We start from the raw sequence: 17,708 nt of genomic DNA on the forward strand, positions 1-17,708 counted from the left end.
GAATATCCGGCCTGATCTTTGGCATCCAATAAATGCCCAAGCCGCCGCCCGACTATTTTCGCTACTTCCCGGACCACCCGGATATCGCGCGGTGGGGTGTCGGTGTCGCGGCCTGCGGCACCGCCCGCGTCGCGCCGGGCGCCCCCTACCCGCCCCAGCAACACCCGGCGGATCACCATTTCGACTGGTCGCACGGGCGCGTGCTCGATGCCGTCCAGATCGTGCTCATCACGTCCGGCCGCGGCACGTTCGAGTCGCGCGAGCTCGGACGCCACGAGATCGAAACCGGCACCGCCGTGCTGCTGCTGCCGGGCATGTGGCACCGCTACCGGCCCGACGACAAAACCGGTTGGTCCGAGAGCTGGGTGGAATTGCGCGGCCCGGTCGTCGACACGCTGCGCAAGTCCGGCGTGCTCGCCGTCGGGAGCGCGATTCGCACGGCCGCGCTCGCGGCCGGGTTGGACGGCGCGATGGACACGTTGCATCAACACGCGCGGCGCGCGGGGCCGGGATTCGATCCGGAGATGTCCGCGTTCGCACTGAGCATCCTCGCCGCGTGGGTCCGCGCGGGCGAGACGGCGCCGGCGCGCGCGCGCATGGTGCGCGCCGTCTTGCAGGCGGAGCGGTATTTCGCCGACCACCACACCGAAGCGGTGAACGTCGAGGCGTTGGCCAAGGAGCTCGGCGTCGCCTACTCGCACTTCCGCCGCGAGTTCAAGGCCCAGACGGGATTCTCGCCATGGAACTACGTCGTGCACCTGCGCCTGTCGCGCGCGCGCCGTCTGCTCGCCGCCGGCGACGCGACGCTGGACGACATCGCGGCGCGCCTCGGTTTCAGCTCGGCATTCCACCTCTCCAGCGCGTTCAAACAGGCCTACGGCATCGCCCCGCAGCACTGGCGTGACCAACTGCGAAAGACCTCGCGACCGGGGGGAATCCCTCCCGAACCGGCCGGCTGACGCTGTTGGCATTTTTTGTAGGCAAATGATCAAGCCCCCCATGGCCACCGAGCCCGCCATGCGGTATGCTGCCAACGTCGGGAGGGGATTCCGGCGCGCCGCGGGGGTGGCGCGCCGGTTTTCTTCTCCGACACCCCTCGCGGAGCCACATGCCTCCCCTCACCCCGAATCTGCCGCGCGGCTCCGCTGATCCCGGAAGCTTTGGGCAACGCACCACCACAGCCGTCGCGCTGCGTCACGACGGCGCCATGACCGCCTCGCACTGCGGCCCGCTCCCGTCCCGCAGGCCCTGCGCCTCATCCGCCGCTGCGTCTATCGCCTGATCCGCCATGCACCTCGTCGACACTCACCAACATCTCTGGGACCTCGACCGGCTCCCGTATTCCTGGTGCGCGAGCATTCCCGTCCTGCATCGAAGCTTTTCCCTCGCCGACTACCGCGCCGCGAGTGAGAGCACGGGAATCACCAAGACGGTTTTCATGGAATGCGACGTGGACGATCCCCATCAGCGCGCCGAGGCGGATCACGTCCAACGACTCGCCGACACCGACCCGCTCATCCAAGGCATCGTCGCGAGCGGACGACCGGAAAACGCGGGTTTCCGCGATCATCTCCGCGCGCTCGCGCGGCTGCCGCGCCTCCGGGGCATTCGCCGCGTGCTGCACGTCAAGCACGACGACCTGTGCCTCGAACCCCGCTTCGCGGAAAACCTCCGCCTGCTGCCGGACTTCGGGCTGACGTTCGACGTGTGCGCCTTGCCCCGACAACTGGCCAACGTGCGCACGTTGGCCGAGCGCTGCCCGCAGGTGACCTTCATCGTCGACCACGTCGGCGTCCCCGACGTGAAAAATCGCATGGACGAACCGTGGCGCAGCGGGCTGGCGCGCCTCGCCGACCTGCCCAACGTGAATTGCAAGATCAGCGGCCTCGTCGCCTACGCCGACGCCGCAACGTGGACGCCCGAGCATCTCCACCCGTATTTCGAGCACGCCGTCGCGTGTTTCGGTTGGGAGCGCCTGGTGTGGGGCGGCGATTGGCCGGTGTGCACGCTCTCCGCGCCGCTCGCCCGCTGGGTGGACGCCACGCACGCGCTCACGGCCAGCGCCACGCCCGCGCAGCGCGCCCTCCTCTACCACCGCAATGCCGAGCGCCTCTACCGGGTTTGACCCCACGCGCTCCGCGGCAACATCCCGCTCGACCGAAGTCGACTCGCCCCCGCGAACCTCGTAACACCATCGCGAACCGCCCCGCCCGACCCATGCGACCCCTGCTGCCCGCTCTCGTGTTTCTGGCCTGCGCGCTCGTCGCCACCGCGGCGCCACGTCCCGAGGTGATCCCTTTCCCGACCGGAAAACCGCGACTCGTCGGAGCCGAAGCGATGCAACGCATCCACGACGAAGTGAAAACGCCCTTCAAATACGGCGTCGTGCTCCGCGGCGAACCGGGCGAACTCGTCGATTGCCCCAATGTGTTCCGCCGCGACGGCCGCTGGTATATGGTCTACGTCGCGAACAAGGACAAGGTCGGCTACCAAACCTGCCTCGCCCGCAGCGACGATCTCCTCCACTGGGAAAAACTGGGGCCGATCCTCTCGTTCCGCCGCGAGGGCTGGGACGCCTGGCAGGCCGCCGGCGGACTCGCGCTCTACGACACGCGCTGGGACGGCACGCACGAGCTGACCGCGCACGACGGCCGCTACTGGCTCTCCTACCTCGGCGGCGCGAAGCAAGGCTACGAACCCGACCCGCTCGCCATCGGTCTCGCGCACACCGACGATCCAACCGCCGTGCGCGAGTGGACGCGCCTCCCGGAAAACCCCGTGCTCGCGCCGGACCAGAGCGACACGCGCGACTTCGAACACGTGACGCTCTACAAGAGCGCGATCGTTCGCGACGAGGCGCGCACCCTCGGCGCGCCGTTCGTGATGTTCTACAACGGCAAATCCGCGCCCAACGGCGTCGAGACGATCGGCCTCGCGATTTCAGACGACCTCCACTCGTGGCGCCGCTTCGGCCACGGCCCCGTCGTGGCCAACATCGGCGCCGCGCCGTGGGCGATCAGCGGCGACCCGCAGCTCACGCGGATCGGCGACGTGTGGGTGATGTTCTATTTCGGCGCGTTCTGGAAGCCGGGCGCGTTCGACACCTTCGCCTGCTCCTACGACCTCGTGCACTGGACCAAGTGGGACGGCCCGCACCTCGTGGCCCCGAGCGAGCCCTACGACCGGCAGTTCGCGCACAAGCCGTGGGTGTTGAAACACGACGGCGTCGTCTACCATTTCTACTGCGCCGTCGGCGCCGAGGGCCGCGTCATCGCCCTCGCGACCTCGAAAGACCTGCACGCCCCTTCCCCATGAGACTCCTCGCGCTCGCCCTCGCCTTGCTCGCCTCCGCGGCGTCCACGCTCGCGACTCCGTCCGACGACTCCCGCTACGTCCTGCTTCATACTCCGGGCGAACACCTCTTCGAATCCTCGCCGCTCGGCAACGGCCGGCTCGGCGCCGCGCTCTACGGCGGCATCGACGAGGAGCGCATCGTGCTGAACGAGTCCGGCATGTGGTCCGGCTCGCCGCAGGACGCCGACCGCGCCGACGCCCACCGCGCGCTGCCGGAGATCCGTCGCTTGCTCCTCGAAGGCAAAAATCACGACGCCGAGGCGCTCGTGAACGCCAACTTCACCTGCGCGGGTCTCGGCTCCGGCCGCGGCGCGGGCGTGAACACGCCCTACGGCTCGTATCAGATCCTCGGCGATCTCCGGCTGAAGTTCCTCGGCGCCGACGCGCCCGTCACGAACTACCGCCGCACGCTCGACCTCGCCGACGCGACCGCGCGCGTCTCCTTCGAACGCGGCGGCGTGCACTTCGTGCGCGAGGGCTTCGTCAGCGCGCCCGCCGAGGCGTTCGTGCTCCGACTCAGCGCCGACAAGAGAGGCAGCCTGTCATTCGATGCCACGCTCGCCCGCGCCGAGCGCGCGCGCATCGAGGCCGCGGGCAGCGCCGGACTTGTGATGCACGGCCAGCTCAACGACGGCTACAACGGCACCAACGGCGTGCGCTACGCCGCGCGCCTCGAGATTCGCGCGCAGGGCGGCACAATCGACGTGTCCGGCTCCGCCGTGCGGGTGCGCGACGCCGACGAAGTGATTCTCTTCGTCACCGCCGCCACGGACATCAAACGCCGCAGCTTCGCCGGCCGCGACGTCGCCGATCCGCGCGCCACCGCCGAGGCGGATCTCGCCGCCGCACTGAAATCCGATTTCGCCGCGCTCCGCCAGGCGCACACCGCGCACTACCAGAGTTTCTTCAACCGCGTTGCGCTCGCGCTCGGCGCACCGAACCCCGCCGCCACCGCGCTCTCCGCGCCCGAACGCCTGCAGCGTTTCTCCGCCGGCGCCGCCGACCCCGGGCTCGCCGCGCTCTACTTCAACTTCGGCCGCTATCTCCTCATCTCGTCGTCGCGCCCCGACGGCTTGCCCGCCAATCTCCAAGGCATCTGGGCCGACTCGATCCAGACACCGTGGAACGGCGACTGGCACTCCAACATCAACGTGCAGATGAATTATTGGCCGGCGGAGACGACCAACCTCTCCGAATTGCACGCGCCGCTCTTCGCGCTCGTCGATTCGCTCGTCGCCCCCGGCGCAAAAACCGCCAAGGCCTACTACGGCGCGCGCGGCTGGGTCGCCTTCCTGCTCAACAACCCGTGGGGCTTCACCTCGCCCGGCGAGTCCGCCAGTTGGGGTTCGACCGTCTCATGCTCGGCGTGGCTCTGCCAGCACTTGTGGGACCACTACCAGTTCACCGGCGACCGCGCATTCCTCACGCGCGTCTGGCCCACGCTGAAAGGCTCCGCGCTTTTCTACCTCGATATGCTCATCGAGGATCCGAAGACCGGCTGGCTCCTCACCGCGCCGTCCAACTCGCCCGAGAACGCGTTCCTCCTCGACGGCCAACCCGCGCACGTCTGTCTCGGCCCCACGGCGGACATGCAGCTGTTGCGTTACCTCTTCGACGCCTGCATCCGCGCCTCGGAGATTCTCGGCACCGACGCCGACCTCCGCACCGAACTCAAAGCCAAGCGCGCCCGCCTCGCCCCGACCCGCCTCGGCGCCGACGGCCGCGTGCTCGAGTGGCAGCAGGAATACCCCGAAGCCGATCCGCAGCACCGCCACGTCGCGCACCTTTGGGGCCTTTATCCCGGCAACGAAATCACGCCCCACGGGACGCCCGACCTCGCAGCCGGCGCGCGCAAGACGCTCGATGTGCGCGGCGACGCCAGCACTGGCTGGAGTCTCGCCTACAAGATGGGCATGTGGGCCCGCCTCGGCGACGGCGACCGCGCCCACCTGCTCCTCCGCCACGCGCTCAAACCCGCCAACGCCTCGACCTCGAAGCAGCAGTTCAGCGGCGGCACCTACGCGAACCTCTTCGATTCGCACCCGCCTTTCCAGATCGACGGCAACTTCGGCGGCACCGCCGCCATCGCGGAAATGCTCCTGCAAAGCACGCCGGACGAGATCGTCGTTCTCCCCGCGCTGCCCTCCGCGTGGCCCGACGGCAGCGTCACGGGCCTCCGCGCGCGCGGCGGCTACGAGGTCGATCTCGAGTGGCGCTCCGGCAAACTCGTCCGCGCGCTCGTCCGGAGCACCGGTGGCGAAGGCACGCAACTCCGCTACGGCGCAACCGTCGTGCCCGTGACGTTCCCCGACGAGAACATGTCCACCTTCGTCTTCACTCCGTGAACCCCGCGGTTCCCGCCCGACGCTAACGTTTGACCGCGCGCTCCGTTGCCGCCCGCCGCCCGCTCCCTAACGGTCAAGTTAACCCCGAGTCGCCGAACTCCCCCGCGTCGCTTTCCTTGTTACCCATGAAACCCCACCCCGCGTTGCTTCCGCTGGCTCTCCTCTGTTGCGCGCTGGCGCTCACCGGCTGCGGCCCGAAATCCGACTCCGCCGCCCACACCGCACCGACTCCGGCGGCTCCGACCAAGATCAAGCTCGGCTTCCTCGTGAAGCAGCCCGAGGAGCCGTGGTTCCAATTCGAGTGGAAAGGCGCGGAGAAGGCCGCGGCCGAACACGGCTTCGAACTTCTGAAATACGGCACGGCCGACGGCGAGAAAGTCATGGCCGCCATCGACAATCTCGCGGTCGCCGGCGCGCAGGGCTTCGTCATCTGCACGCCCGACGTCCGCCTCGGGCCGCAAATCGTCGCGCGCGCCAGGCAGAAGAACATGAAGATCGTCACGGTCGACGACATGTTCGTCCAGCCCGACGGCAAATTCATGACCGAGGTGCCCTATCTCGGCATGTCCGCCTCGCAGATCGGCGAATCCGTCGGCCGGGCCCTCCACGTCGAAGCCACGAAGCGCCATTGGAACCTCGAGGAAACCGGCGTCTGCCTCATCACGTTCGAGGAGCTCGATACCGCTCGCGAGCGCACCGAAGGCGCCCGTCGCGCGCTCGAAGCCGCCGGCTTCCCCGCCGCCCGCATCTTCAAGGCGCCGCAAAAGACCACCGACATCCCCGGCAGCTTCGACGCGGCGAGCTCGCTGCTCACACGCCAAGGCGGCATCAAGCGCTGGCTCATCGCCGGCATGAACGACAACGCCGTGCTCGGCGCCGTGCGCGCGATGGAAGGCCGCGGCTTCAACGCCGAGACGGTCATCGGCATTGGCATCAACGGCACCGATTGCATCGACGAACTCCGCAAGCCCAAGGCGACCGGTTTCTACGGCTCGATGCTCGTCTCCGCGCCCTTCGAGGGCTACGAGACCGCGCGCCTGCTTCACGTCTGGGTGAAGGACGGCCAGCAACCGCCGCTCGAGACGCGCACCCCCGGCATCTTCATCACGCGCGAGAACTTCGAGGCGATCCTCAAACGCGAAGGCATTCTCCAGTAGCGCAGGCTTCCAGCCTGCCTCTGCCATCGGATCCGCCCGCTCCCTCCTATCCCTGCCGCACTCTCGCGCGCCGCGTGACGCCTTACCTCCAGTTCGCCTCCGTCACTAAGTCCTACATCGGCGTCACCGCGCTGCAGGACGTCACCTTCGACGTGCGCGAAGGCACGGTGCACGCGCTCATGGGCGAGAATGGCGCCGGCAAGTCCACCTTGCTCAAAGCGCTCAGCGGCGCGCACCGGCCGACTTCCGGCCGGATTCTCCTCGGCGGAAACGCCCACGACTTCGCGTCGACCTCCGCCGCGCTCGCCGCCGGCGTCGCGGTGATCTATCAGGAACTTCACCTCGTGCCCGGGATGACCGTGGCCGAGAACATCTTCCTCGGCCACCTCCCGCAACGCGGCGGCATCATCGATCGGACGACGCTCCGCGAGCGTGCCACGCAGCTGTTGCGCCGGCTCGGCGAGGACATCGATCCCGACACCAAACTCGCGCACCTGCCCATTGGCCAGCGCCAGATGGTCGAAATCGCCAAAGCACTCAGCCGCGGCGCCAAGGTGATCGCGTTCGACGAACCGACGAGCAGCCTGTCCGTGCGCGAAATCGAACGCCTCTTCGCCGTCATCCGTGAACTGCGCGCGCAGGGCTGCGTCATTCTCTACGTCACGCACCGCATGGAGGAGGTCTTCGCGCTCTGCGACGCCTGCACCGTGCTCCGCGACGGCCGGCACGTGCGGACCTACGAATCGCTGCGCGAGATCACGCCCGCGAAGCTCGTGCAGGACATGGTCGGGCGCGACATCGCCGACGTCTACGCCTACACGCCGCGACCGCACGGCCCCACGGCGTTCGAAGCCCGCGCGGTGACCGGGCCGGGCCTGCGCGCACCCGTTTCGCTCTCGGTCGCGCAAGGCGAGATTCTCGGGCTCTTCGGCCTCGTGGGCGCCGGCCGGACCGAACTCCTGAAACTGTTCTTCGGATCCGAGCGCGCGACCTCCGGCTCCGTGATCGTCCACGGCGAAGCCGTCGCACTGCGCTCGCCCGCCGCCGCGATCGCCGCCGGCATCGTCTACTGCACCGAGGACCGCAAACGCGAAGGCATCGTCCCGATCCTCTCCGTGCAGGACAACTGCAACCTCGGCATCCGCGCCCCGCACACGAGCTGGGGTGGATTGATCGACGGACGCTGGGAGCGCGAAAACGCCACGGCCAAGGTTCGCGAACTCGCCGTGCGCACGCCGTCGGTCGAGCAACTCATCAAACACCTCTCCGGCGGCAACCAGCAGAAGGTGATCCTCGCCCGCTGGCTCTCGACGAAGATTCGCGTGCTCCTGCTCGACGAGCCGACGCGCGGCATCGACGTCGGCGCCAAGAGCGAAATCTACCGCATCATCCTGCGCCTCGCCGCCGAAGGCGTCGCCGTGATCCTCGTTTCGAGCGACCTGCCCGAGGCGCTCGGCCTCGCCGACCGCGTCGCCGTCATGCGCCAAGGCGAACTCGCCGCCATCCTCGACCGTTCCGCCGCCACGCCCGAACGCGTCCTCTCTCTCGCCCTGCCCCAGGAAAACGCCCCCGCCACCGGAGTAACCTAATAGGTTACCCCTCCGCCCGGCCGCACTGCTTCGCACCACCGACCACGCCCCTCCTTTCCGAGCGCTCCATGAGTTCCCTGCCGAAACCCTCCGCCTCCTCCCTCGCCCACACGCTGCTCGACCGCGGCGGCATGACGCTGGTGCTGTTCGTGCTCGCCGCCGTCTGCTGGGTCACGGTGCGCGGCTTCGGCACGCCGGAGAACCTGATGAACCTGCTCCTGCAGGTCTCGATGGTCGGCACCGTGGCGACGACGATGCTGTTCTGCCTCGCCTCGGGAAACTTCGATCTCTCCGTCGGCACGATCATCCCCGCCGGCGGCGTGCTCTGCGCGTTGATCCTGCGCCAAACGAACAATCTCTTCCTCGCGCTCACCGCATCGCTGGCGTTCGGCGCGCTCGTAGGCCTGATCAACGGCACCATCGTCGCGCGCCTGAAGATCAACCCGCTCATTACGACGCTCTCGACGATGATGATGGTGCGCGGCATCGCGTTCGTCTTCGCCGACGGCAAATCGATCGGCATCGCCAACGACGCGCTGCTCAACCTCGCGAGTTGGGCCTTCCCCGTCATTCGCAACGACGCGGGCTCGGTCGTCTTCCAAATCACATTCCCTGTCTGGGTGTGCCTCGGACTGTTCGCGCTGTTCGGCTTCGTGCTTCAGCGCACCGCCTTCGGTCGCAACACGCTCGCCATCGGCGGCAACGAGGAGGCCGCGCGCCTTGCCGGGGTGAATGTCACCGGCGTGAAGATCGCCATTTTCACTCTCCAGGGCCTCGTCGCCGCGCTCGCCGGTGTGCTGCTCGCCGCGCGCCTCGGCATCGGCGATCCGAAGACAGCCCAAGGTAGCGAACTCTCCATCATCTCGGCGTGCGTGCTCGGCGGCGTCTCGCTCTCGGGCGGTGTGGGCCGCATGAGCCACGTGATCGCCGGCGTGTTCATCATGGGCGTCGTCGAGAACGCGATGAACCTGCTCAACATCGACTCGTTCTACCAATACATCGTGCGCGGCGCGATCCTGCTCGCCGCCGTGATGCTCGATCAGCTCAAGCAACGCCGCGGGTAGAGCATTTTCAAAAAATAGTTCAGCCGGGGTCGCTGACCCCGGAAAGAGGCTTTCGCAACGGCAGAAGCGCCGACCGGGCTCAGCGAGCCCGGCTACAGAAAAATAGAAAAGACTCTAGACGAGTCCCTCTGGTTCGACGCGTGACACCGCCTCCGCAGCAGCCGCGATGGTGGCGTATTACGCCACCATCGTCACCGCGCGAGAATGCGCGTTCTCACTCGGGGAAACTCACCCGCACCGGATTCAGCAATCGCACCGGACCGAGCAAGCCCGAGGCAACGAGCGGCTCGTTCTTGTCGTAGAAATTCCACGCGGAGAACGTCACGCGTCCGCCCGGCGGTTTCGGCTTTCCGTCGCGATACCACTCCGGCAAACGCACGATGCCATGCGGGTCGTTTCCCTGCTCGTCGCGGATGCCGTATTCGTTCTCCACCGGCAGGAACTCGTCGCCGATCAGCCGATTCGTCCAAAGATTCGTGACCGCGATCTCGAGCGTGTTGTCTCCGGCGCGCACGAGTTCCGTCACATCGAGGCGATAAGGTTCCTTCCACAAACTGCCCGCGTCCTTTCCGTTGACGCGCACGGCGGCGATCACCTCGACGCGTCCGAGATCGAGAATCACCCGCTTGTTTTCGCCGAGGAACTCCGCCGGCACGTCCAGTGTTCGCGCGTAGGTCGCGGTGCCCGCGAAGAACTTCACGGCCGGATTGTCATGCAGGTGCAGCGACTTCAGGCGCGGCAGCTCGATCGACTCCGGCGCGCCACGACCGGGTTGGAAGCGCACTTGCCACGCGCCGTTGATGACGCGCGGCGCCGCCACTTGCGCAACAACATCGCTGCCGCCGTCCAATGCGTAACGGCCGCTCTGCCACGCGAGCGCGGTGGCGCGACCATCGCGGCGGCTCAAGTCGGTCACGGTGGGAATGTCGGGAGCTGGGACGCCGCCTAAGATCAGGCGCTTCAGATCATCGCTCGTGAGCGCGTGATCCGCCTCCTGCGGCGGCACGAAGTTGCCTTCGAAAAAGAAGACCTGCCCGCGCGACGGCGGCGGCGGCTGGCGGGCGAGTCGGGTCAGCGCCTCGATGGCGGGGAAATTCAACATGTAGTCGACCGGTGGAGGCGGCGACCCCACGCCCGAGTGCACGATCTTGCCCGACACGAGTCCCTCGCGCACGAGTTCGCCGTTCACGAAGAGCTGCGGTCTCCCGGCGCGGTAGACGACCGCCACGTGCGTCCAACCCGAGACGGGCTTCTGCCAGACCAAGACGGCGGGACAGGTCTCGAGCGAGCGCTCGACGACGAAGATGCCGTTGCGCCCCACGGCGAGTCCCGCCGTCGCGCGGCCGGCGCCGAAGCGCGCGTCGCCCGGGTCGGCGGGGATCGCGTAGAACTTGCCCACCTCGTCGATGCGCCCCGTCGTCCCCTCGGTGGGGAAGGCGCGCAGATCGGTGTCGGGCTTGACCCAAATCGCCATGGTGAAATCACGCGCCGGCACTCTTTCGCGACGCGCCGGTTTTAACCCACAGGCCACCGAAACCAGTGCTTCCGCGCCATCGCGCGTCAGACTGCTGAAGCCTTTTGCCGCCTCGCGCCGGAAGAGCACGAACACCGATTCACCCGGTTCCAACCGCAACGGCACCACGGCGCGGCCGTCCCGCTGGGCGAAAACCACGGCGTCGCTGCGCTCCCCGGATTCGGTGCGCCAGATTTCCGGTTGCCGGCCGCCCATGCCGCGAAACACGGCGTTCAGCTCCTCCACCCGCCGTTGCCGGTTGCCGATGAAATACAGATCGCCCTCGGGCGACCGGCGGTGCTGCCAAGAGAACGACGCGCTGCCGTCGGGCGACAGCGCCTCGAAATCCGGAGCGAGCGCGCGCTGCGCCAAGGCCTCCGCGATCGTCGCGCGTTCGAGCACGCGTGCATTCGCCCAGAGTTCCGCCGCCTCGCGCAGCATCGCCCGCTCGCTCTCCGGATAGCCGGCGAGCGTCGGGGAAAATTGCGGCCGTGGACCAACAAGCGTCGCTCCCGCCGCCACGAATGCGCGCAATTTCTTCAGCAACTCGGGCCGGATGGCCTTCAGGTCCGGCGGAAGCACGAGCAGCTTGTAGCGCCCGCCCTCGGGCAACACGTAGTCGCCGCCGTCGACGCGCACGCGGTTGAGCAGGACGTCGGTGTTGACCAAATCGTAGGTGTAGCCGGGCGGCAGGACGGGCAGCGCCATGGACGACGCGTCGGGGCTGCGCTCGCCGGTGAAATAGAGCACGTCGGCCGCGTAGGTGCCTTGCTGGAGCATCCAGTGCGTGCGCGCGATGCAGTCGAGCCATGGCTTCGCCTCGCCGAACCACGTGTTGGTTCGCTCGAAGAAAAAGCCGTAGGGTCCGAGCGACACGCCGGGCATCGCCGTCGGATGCGGCTGATGTGCGTAGCGGTGCATGAGAAAAAGACTCACGCCCTGCGCACTCATCTCGTCGCCGAGCATCTTCAGCGCGTAGGGATATTCCAGCCACCGCGAGGTCTTGAACTCACCCGTGAACGCCTCGGAGCCGACGATGGACTTGCCGTAGACGTGCGCGGCCGACGTCACCATCTTCACGGCGCGGTTCGGCGTCCACGGCGTGCGCGTCCAGAACTCGGTCGTGGGCACATCGGAGAGCCCGGCGACGCGCAGCTCGTCAAAGTTTCCCGCGCCGTAGCCCTCGACGTAGAACCTCATCCCGCGCTCGCGCGTGAGCGCGTGCATCCGCTCATAGTAGTTCTCCGCCATCAAATCGGCCTGCACCCGGCGGAAATCGAAAAGAAACCGCTCCGCCACGCCCGCATCGCCGACGACGCGCCCAAACAGCGCCGGCAGGTAGCCGAGAATGTCGTAGCCCGTGCGCCTCCGAAATTCGGCGGGGAATTCGTTCGTCCAGTTCTGCATGCCCGCCTCGTAACTGTCGATGATCACGCTCGCCGGCCCTTTCGCACCCGCCGCCTTCGCGTCCGCCGCGACGCGATCGATCACGTGTTCGAAATGAAACTGCGTCGCCGCGGCGCTGAACTTGTCGATCTCGAGCCCGCGACCGGCCGCGGAGGCCGCGACGTTGTTCTTCCCGGTCGATGTCTGCCCGATCCGAAGAATCGTCCACGTGCCGGCGGGCGCCTCCCAATCGAGTTGGTCGCCGTGCAGGCGCGACGTCAGATCGACCACCGTCGTCGGATCGATCGTGGCGTCCGCCTGCACCGATGCGGGCACCGCCAGCTGGCCGGAGACGCGGTAGTCGAAATTCGCCTTGGCCACCCAATCCTCGATCCGCGGCGTGCGATGCAGGATGAATTCCGCCAGCTCACCCGCCGATGCCGCCGTGACGCGCACGAAACGCACGTTCGCCGACGCGAAGCGGCGCTCCGCCGGGGCGAGAATGCCGTGGCGGCCGGGCGTGCCGACGGTGCACAGCGGACGAAACTCGCGCCCGTCCTGCGAGGCTTCGACGGTCAGCTTCGGGAAACGTCCCGCGGAACTGGGAAACGCCGTGAGCCCGTGCAATTCCGTCGGCGCGGCGAACTCGAGCAGCAGCGGCTTCGCGGGGTCCAGCGCGAGCTTCGTGGCGAGCGAGCCGTCGCTAAGGATGCCTTTCTCCACCGGCGCCATGCCAACGCTCACACGCGCCAGCGCGTCCTCGTAGCGCACAGTCTCGGCCCGCAGCGCAGGAAACGCCACGACGAACGCATCGCGATAGTAGCCGAGATTCACCTGCGGCCGCGCGAGGTCGACCGCGACGGGTTTTCCACCCGCAACCGTCGTCTCCGTCCAAACGAGTTGCTGCATCGACATCGCGGGCGTCACCCACGGGCCGCCGCTGCTGGACCAGCCGGGCGCGTTGGACATGCCGATGTCGACGCCGAGTCGGTCTCCCTCCTTGAACGCGTGGTTCATCAACTCGCGCCAGTGCGGCTCGAGGTAATTGGCCGATCCGGCGGGCAAGTAGTCGCTGCCGTCGAAAATCAATGCCCCGGCGACGCCGATCTTCGCCATGGCCTCGAGATCGAGCGTGATGCCCTCGCGCGTGACGTTGCCGTTCATCCAATGCCAGAACGTCTGCGGACGCGCCGTGCGCGGCGGCGCATCGAAGCCGGCGGCCAGCGGATCGGCGGCAAACGCGCTCAGGACGGCGAGCGGCAACAGCAACGCGAGCAGACGACAGGAAATCACGGCGGCAGGTTGAGCGGAATCAGAGCGCACGGCGAGCGGAGGATCAGCGGACCACGTCGATGAGGTATTGGGTGGTGGTCTGGGCGCCGAGTTCGACTTCCCAGCCGTCCTCGAGCCGCCGAGCCATCACGGCGCGGGCGAGCGGCTTCGCGGCGCCGTCGAGCGGCGTCACCAGCACGGCGACGGCGCCGTCGAGTTCGCGCAGTTCCAGCCAGCCGGTGACCGGCTCGATCAGCGTCGGGCCGTGGCCCCACTTTTCCCAGAGCGTGTGACGGTCGTTCCACACCGAGCCGGTGTTCTGCCAGCGCGCGCAGGTCGTGAGCAGGAGGCGGATGGAGCGCTGGATCGGCTCGCTCGTCAGCGACGACAGCGTGATCGCCACGAACTCGTTTTTGATTTCGGGCTTCAGGTGTTTCGTTGTGTGCGCGTGCGCGCGGAGAAAGCCGACGAGGCCCTGCGAACGCGGCGTGTCGATGGCAACGACGCCCTGTTTGCCGTCGTGCAAGCGCCAGACGAGTTCGCCGGTGTCGGAGACGAACGGCGCGTCGGCCTCCGCGGGGAACGCGCTTGTCCCCTGCCCTTCGAGCGTGCCGATCCGCGAGCCGTGGCGCAGCGGCAGCGAGCGCGGGAAGCCCGGCGTGAAATACGGCCGCTCGCTCTCGGGCAGGCGCATGGCCTCGTTGACCTGTTCGTGCGAGTAGTCGCGCACGAAGGTCTCCTTCGCCGGGCTGACGTCGGCGCGCGAGAAGAGCAACGCGCCCACGGCCAGCTGCGACATCTTCACCGGATCGAGTGTGAGATCGAATTCGTCGGCCACGTAGCGCTGGAAGTCCGGCAGCGCCTTCGGCTCGAAGGTGTAGAAATAGATGCCGTCCCAATCCTGGAAGGCGGCGTAAGACGCGAGCAGCGGAATCATCTCGACGACGTATTCGTTCGGGTTCGGGTGGTTCACCTCGCTGACGGTGAACGGCCGTCCGGCCATCGGCGCGCGCGCGAGCTTCACGATCGTGGAGCGCGTCGGCTGGTCGACCATCGGCGAGTTCCGCGCGCCCCAGATCGCCGGATGCTGCCAGTAGACGTGCGCGTCGACGAAATCCAGGAGCGAGTTCGCGCGCAGCATCGGCTGGCCGGGAATCCAATACGTGTGGTCGGCGTTGCCGATCACGAGCGACTGGACGCCGAGTTCCTGTTTCAGGAAACGGCCGAAGTCGGTGAAGAACACTTTCTCCACGTCGCCGTAGAAATCGGCCTCGGCGTGAAAACGTTCCTTCGGCGCGAGGCTGAAATCGCCGCGGTGCAAGCGTGGCACGGACGCGCCCGCGGCGACGCCGGCCTGTTGGCGGATGAGCGCGAGTTGGTCGGGCGTGCGGTTCTTCGCCAGCCATTGCTGAAACATCGCGTCGAGTTGCGCCGCGTAACGCGGCGTGAAGTCGAGCTGGTAGCGCGGCGCGTCGGGCTTGAGTTCGCCGCGGAGCCAGTTGCGGAACCAGAATTCGTAGAGCGAGTTCTCGTTCACAATCTCGACCGTCGCGATGGCCGGCTCGTGGCGATACTCGGTGTTCGTGTAGGGATTGCGATGCGTGAGCAGCCGGCGCGCATAGTCCTTCTGGAGTTCGATCAGGCGGTCGCCGATGTAGGTGTAGGCTTTCCAGAGCTGAACGACGTCGTTGTCAGGCACGCCGTCGGCGGCCTTGTAGCGACGACCGACGTTCAGGTTCAGGTTTGTGTAGATGCCGACCTTCTTCAGCTCGGCGATGAAGTTGTCGAGACGATCGAGCTGCTCGGCGTCGAAGTCCGTCGTCGTGTCCTTCGTGCTGTCGATCAGGCCGGCGGGCGGCACCTTGAAGCGATTCCCTTCGGCTTCGGCGCGGTTGCGCTCGGGCTCGAGCGCGGCTTCCTGCGCGACGGTGCGCGTCGGCATGTCGAGGAAGTGGAAGCGCACGCAGTTGATGCCGTGGCGCGCCATGATCTTCGCCCACTTCGCGGCCTCCGACTTCGGCGGCAGGATCGTCGAGCCGCGCGTCCAACCGGTGAGATTCACGCCCCAGATGCGGAAGCGCTCGCCGTTGCCTTTGACGAGGTGGCCGTCCTTGACCGTGATGAAGCCGTCCGCGCCCGCGGGCTGGTCGCCGAGCAGGAATGAGACGTCGACGGGCGAATCCTCGCGGTCGAGGTGGTCGATGACGAAGGGCTGGAAGTTGATCTCGCTCGCGAGGAGTGGCGCGACAACGAGCAGAGCGAGGGGCAACAACAGGCGCGGCTTCATTGGAGGGTGATCTTGAAGGCGATGACGTCGGCGCAAGGGAATCGGGCAGGCTTTTCGATAACAAGTGCGTCGGCCTCCTGGCGCCAAGCCATCGTCTCGTTCGAGCCGACGAGCGAGATTTTCGCGATCTTGGCGCCGTAAGGTGCGGAAGTGCCGAGCGATTTCACGCGCACGGCGGTCTCGGGGAGCCGCAGCACGAACGCGTAAAGCGCACCGCGATTGGCCGTGAAGCGAATGTCCTCCGACGTGAACGGCAGCGGGCCGTCCGAGCCACGCCCCGGCGGAATCTGCGTCGGGCCTTCGCCGTAGACCTTCCAGGACCGCGAGCCGAAAATGGCCTCGCCGTTGACCTGGTTCCACGCCGCGAGCCCCTTCAGGAACGCGCGCTCGCGATCGTCGATCGTGCCATCGCCGCGAATCGGAATGCTCAACAGGAACGTGCCGTTCTTGCTGACCACATCGACGAAGTTGCGGACGACCTGCGTGACGGTTTTGTAGTCGATGTCCTGCTTGTAGTGCCATTGGCCGATGCAGGTGTCGGTCTCGAACGGCAGCTCCTGAACGCCGCCCTGCCCGATGCTGCGCTCGAAGTCCTGGACGACCGCCGGACGGCGCTCCGCGCGCAGGCCTTTGGCCGTGAGCACGGCGTCGAGCTTGCCGCCATTGCGCGCGATGTTCGCATTGTAGAAATGCGCGGCAATATCGAGGCCCGCCTGACCGAGGGGCAGCTCGGTGTTGTCGAGATAGAGGAAGTCCGGCCGGTATTTGTCCACGAGGTCCTGGATGCGGAAAAACCAGTTGTTCACGAACTGCGGATCGTTCGGCGGAGGCTCCTCGGTCCACGGGAGATTGTGGGCATCGTGCCACGTGCGAAGGTCCTTCACGCTCCTGATCCCATCGGGAATCACCATGCCCGGCTGCGGGCGGCCATAGAGGTCCTGCGGGTCGAGTCCGTCCCACCACATGCCTTTGCCGTCCTCCTTTTTCAGGCGGGCCGCGTCGTAGCGCACACCGGCCTTCGGGCCTCCGGCGTCGTAGCCGTAAGCAGTCTGGAACCAGTGCCACGCGTGCGAGGCATGATTGGAGACGCCGAAGCGCAACCCGTGCGCGCGCGCGGCCTTCGCCCACTCGCCGATGATGTCGCGCTGCGGGCCGACGTTGACGGAGTTCCACGCGTGGTAGCGCGAGGCGAACGCGTCGAAGTTGTCCTCATGCGTCGCCATCGCGACGAAGTAGCGCGCACCGGCCTCGACGTAGAGCTGCATCAGCTCGTCGGGATTCCAGTGTTCAGCGCGCCAGCGGTGGTCGATCTCCATGAAGCCGAACTCCGACGGGTGACCGAAAGCGGCGAGGTGCGCGTCGTATTGCTTGTGGCCCTGCAAATACATCGAGCGCGCATACCAGTCGCCCTCGCCCGGCACGCACTGCGGGCCCCAATGCGCCCAGATGCCGAGCTTCGCGTCGCGGAACCACTCCGGGCAGCGGTAGTTCGCGACGAGGGATTCCCATGTCGGCGCGAAAGGTCCCGGCGCGATGGTGCGCCTTTCCGGCAAGGACTCCGGCGCGGCGATCGGCGCCGCCGCGGCGCGCAGCCCGACGACCGTTGCGGCGACTAACGCGAGCGTGCGAATGCACCGGCACGTGTTCAAGGGAAGCATGGGGAGATGAACCAAAGCAGCGGATCGGCAAAGGGGTGAACCGCGCGCCGACACTCTACTCCGCCCGCCGCCAATTGCTGCCG

10 protein-coding genes are annotated in these 17,708 nt (G+C 67.4%); 7 read left to right on the forward strand and 3 right to left on the reverse strand.

Going from position 1 to position 17,708, the window contains the following annotated elements:
- Positions 1–32 precede the first annotated feature (32 nt).
- The 7 genes from HZA32_14150 (at position 33) to araH (ending at position 9,509) form a co-directional block, all read left to right on the forward strand.
- A complete protein-coding gene (locus tag HZA32_14150; protein MBI5425216.1) occupies positions 33–959 on the forward strand; it encodes a helix-turn-helix transcriptional regulator in 927 nt (308 codons plus the stop codon).
- A gap of 329 nt (positions 960–1,288) precedes the next feature.
- Complete coding sequence (locus tag HZA32_14155) at positions 1,289–2,125, forward strand: amidohydrolase family protein (GenBank protein ID MBI5425217.1); 837 nt, start codon at positions 1,289–1,291, stop codon at positions 2,123–2,125.
- 92 nt (positions 2,126–2,217) lie between these two features.
- The gene (locus tag HZA32_14160) at positions 2,218–3,315 is read left to right on the forward strand and encodes a glycosylase (protein ID MBI5425218.1); all 1,098 of its coding nucleotides are present in this window, start codon (positions 2,218–2,220) and stop codon (positions 3,313–3,315) included.
- Positions 3,312–5,699, forward strand: a complete 2,388-nt coding sequence (locus tag HZA32_14165) for a glycoside hydrolase family 95 protein (protein MBI5425219.1) — start codon at positions 3,312–3,314, stop codon at positions 5,697–5,699. Before HZA32_14160 ends, HZA32_14165 begins: the two co-directional genes overlap by 4 nt.
- Positions 5,700–5,824: 125 nt before the next feature.
- Complete coding sequence (locus HZA32_14170; protein MBI5425220.1) at positions 5,825–6,856, forward strand: arabinose ABC transporter substrate-binding protein; 1,032 nt, start codon at positions 5,825–5,827, stop codon at positions 6,854–6,856.
- A gap of 20 nt (positions 6,857–6,876) precedes the next feature.
- Positions 6,877–8,445, forward strand: a complete 1,569-nt coding sequence (gene araG / locus HZA32_14175; GenBank protein ID MBI5425221.1) for an L-arabinose ABC transporter ATP-binding protein AraG — start codon at positions 6,877–6,879, stop codon at positions 8,443–8,445.
- A 68-nt stretch (positions 8,446–8,513) separates the two neighbouring features.
- Complete coding sequence (gene araH, locus HZA32_14180; GenBank protein MBI5425222.1) at positions 8,514–9,509, forward strand: L-arabinose ABC transporter permease AraH; 996 nt, start codon at positions 8,514–8,516, stop codon at positions 9,507–9,509.
- Between the two features lie 214 nt (positions 9,510–9,723).
- Here the strand turns inward: araH and HZA32_14185 are convergent, their stop codons facing one another.
- Genes HZA32_14185 through HZA32_14195 form a run of 3 tightly spaced genes read right to left on the reverse strand, consistent with a single transcriptional unit; the run spans position 9,724 to position 17,625 of the window.
- On the reverse strand, positions 9,724–13,701 hold the full coding sequence (locus HZA32_14185; protein MBI5425223.1) for an alpha-L-arabinofuranosidase: 3,978 nt from the start codon (positions 13,699–13,701) through the stop codon (positions 9,724–9,726).
- A gap of 43 nt (positions 13,702–13,744) precedes the next feature.
- Positions 13,745–15,967 (reverse strand): hypothetical protein, encoded by a 2,223-nt coding sequence (locus HZA32_14190; GenBank protein MBI5425224.1) that lies wholly within the window; start codon positions 15,965–15,967, stop codon positions 13,745–13,747.
- On the reverse strand, positions 15,964–17,625 hold the full coding sequence (locus tag HZA32_14195; GenBank protein MBI5425225.1) for an alpha-L-fucosidase: 1,662 nt from the start codon (positions 17,623–17,625) through the stop codon (positions 15,964–15,966). Before HZA32_14195 ends, HZA32_14190 begins: the two co-directional genes overlap by 4 nt.
- Positions 17,626–17,708: the final 83 nt, after the last annotated feature.

It is taken from the genome of Opitutia bacterium, assembly GCA_016217545.1.
Taxonomy (GTDB): Bacteria; Verrucomicrobiota; Verrucomicrobiia; order Opitutales; family Opitutaceae; genus Didemnitutus.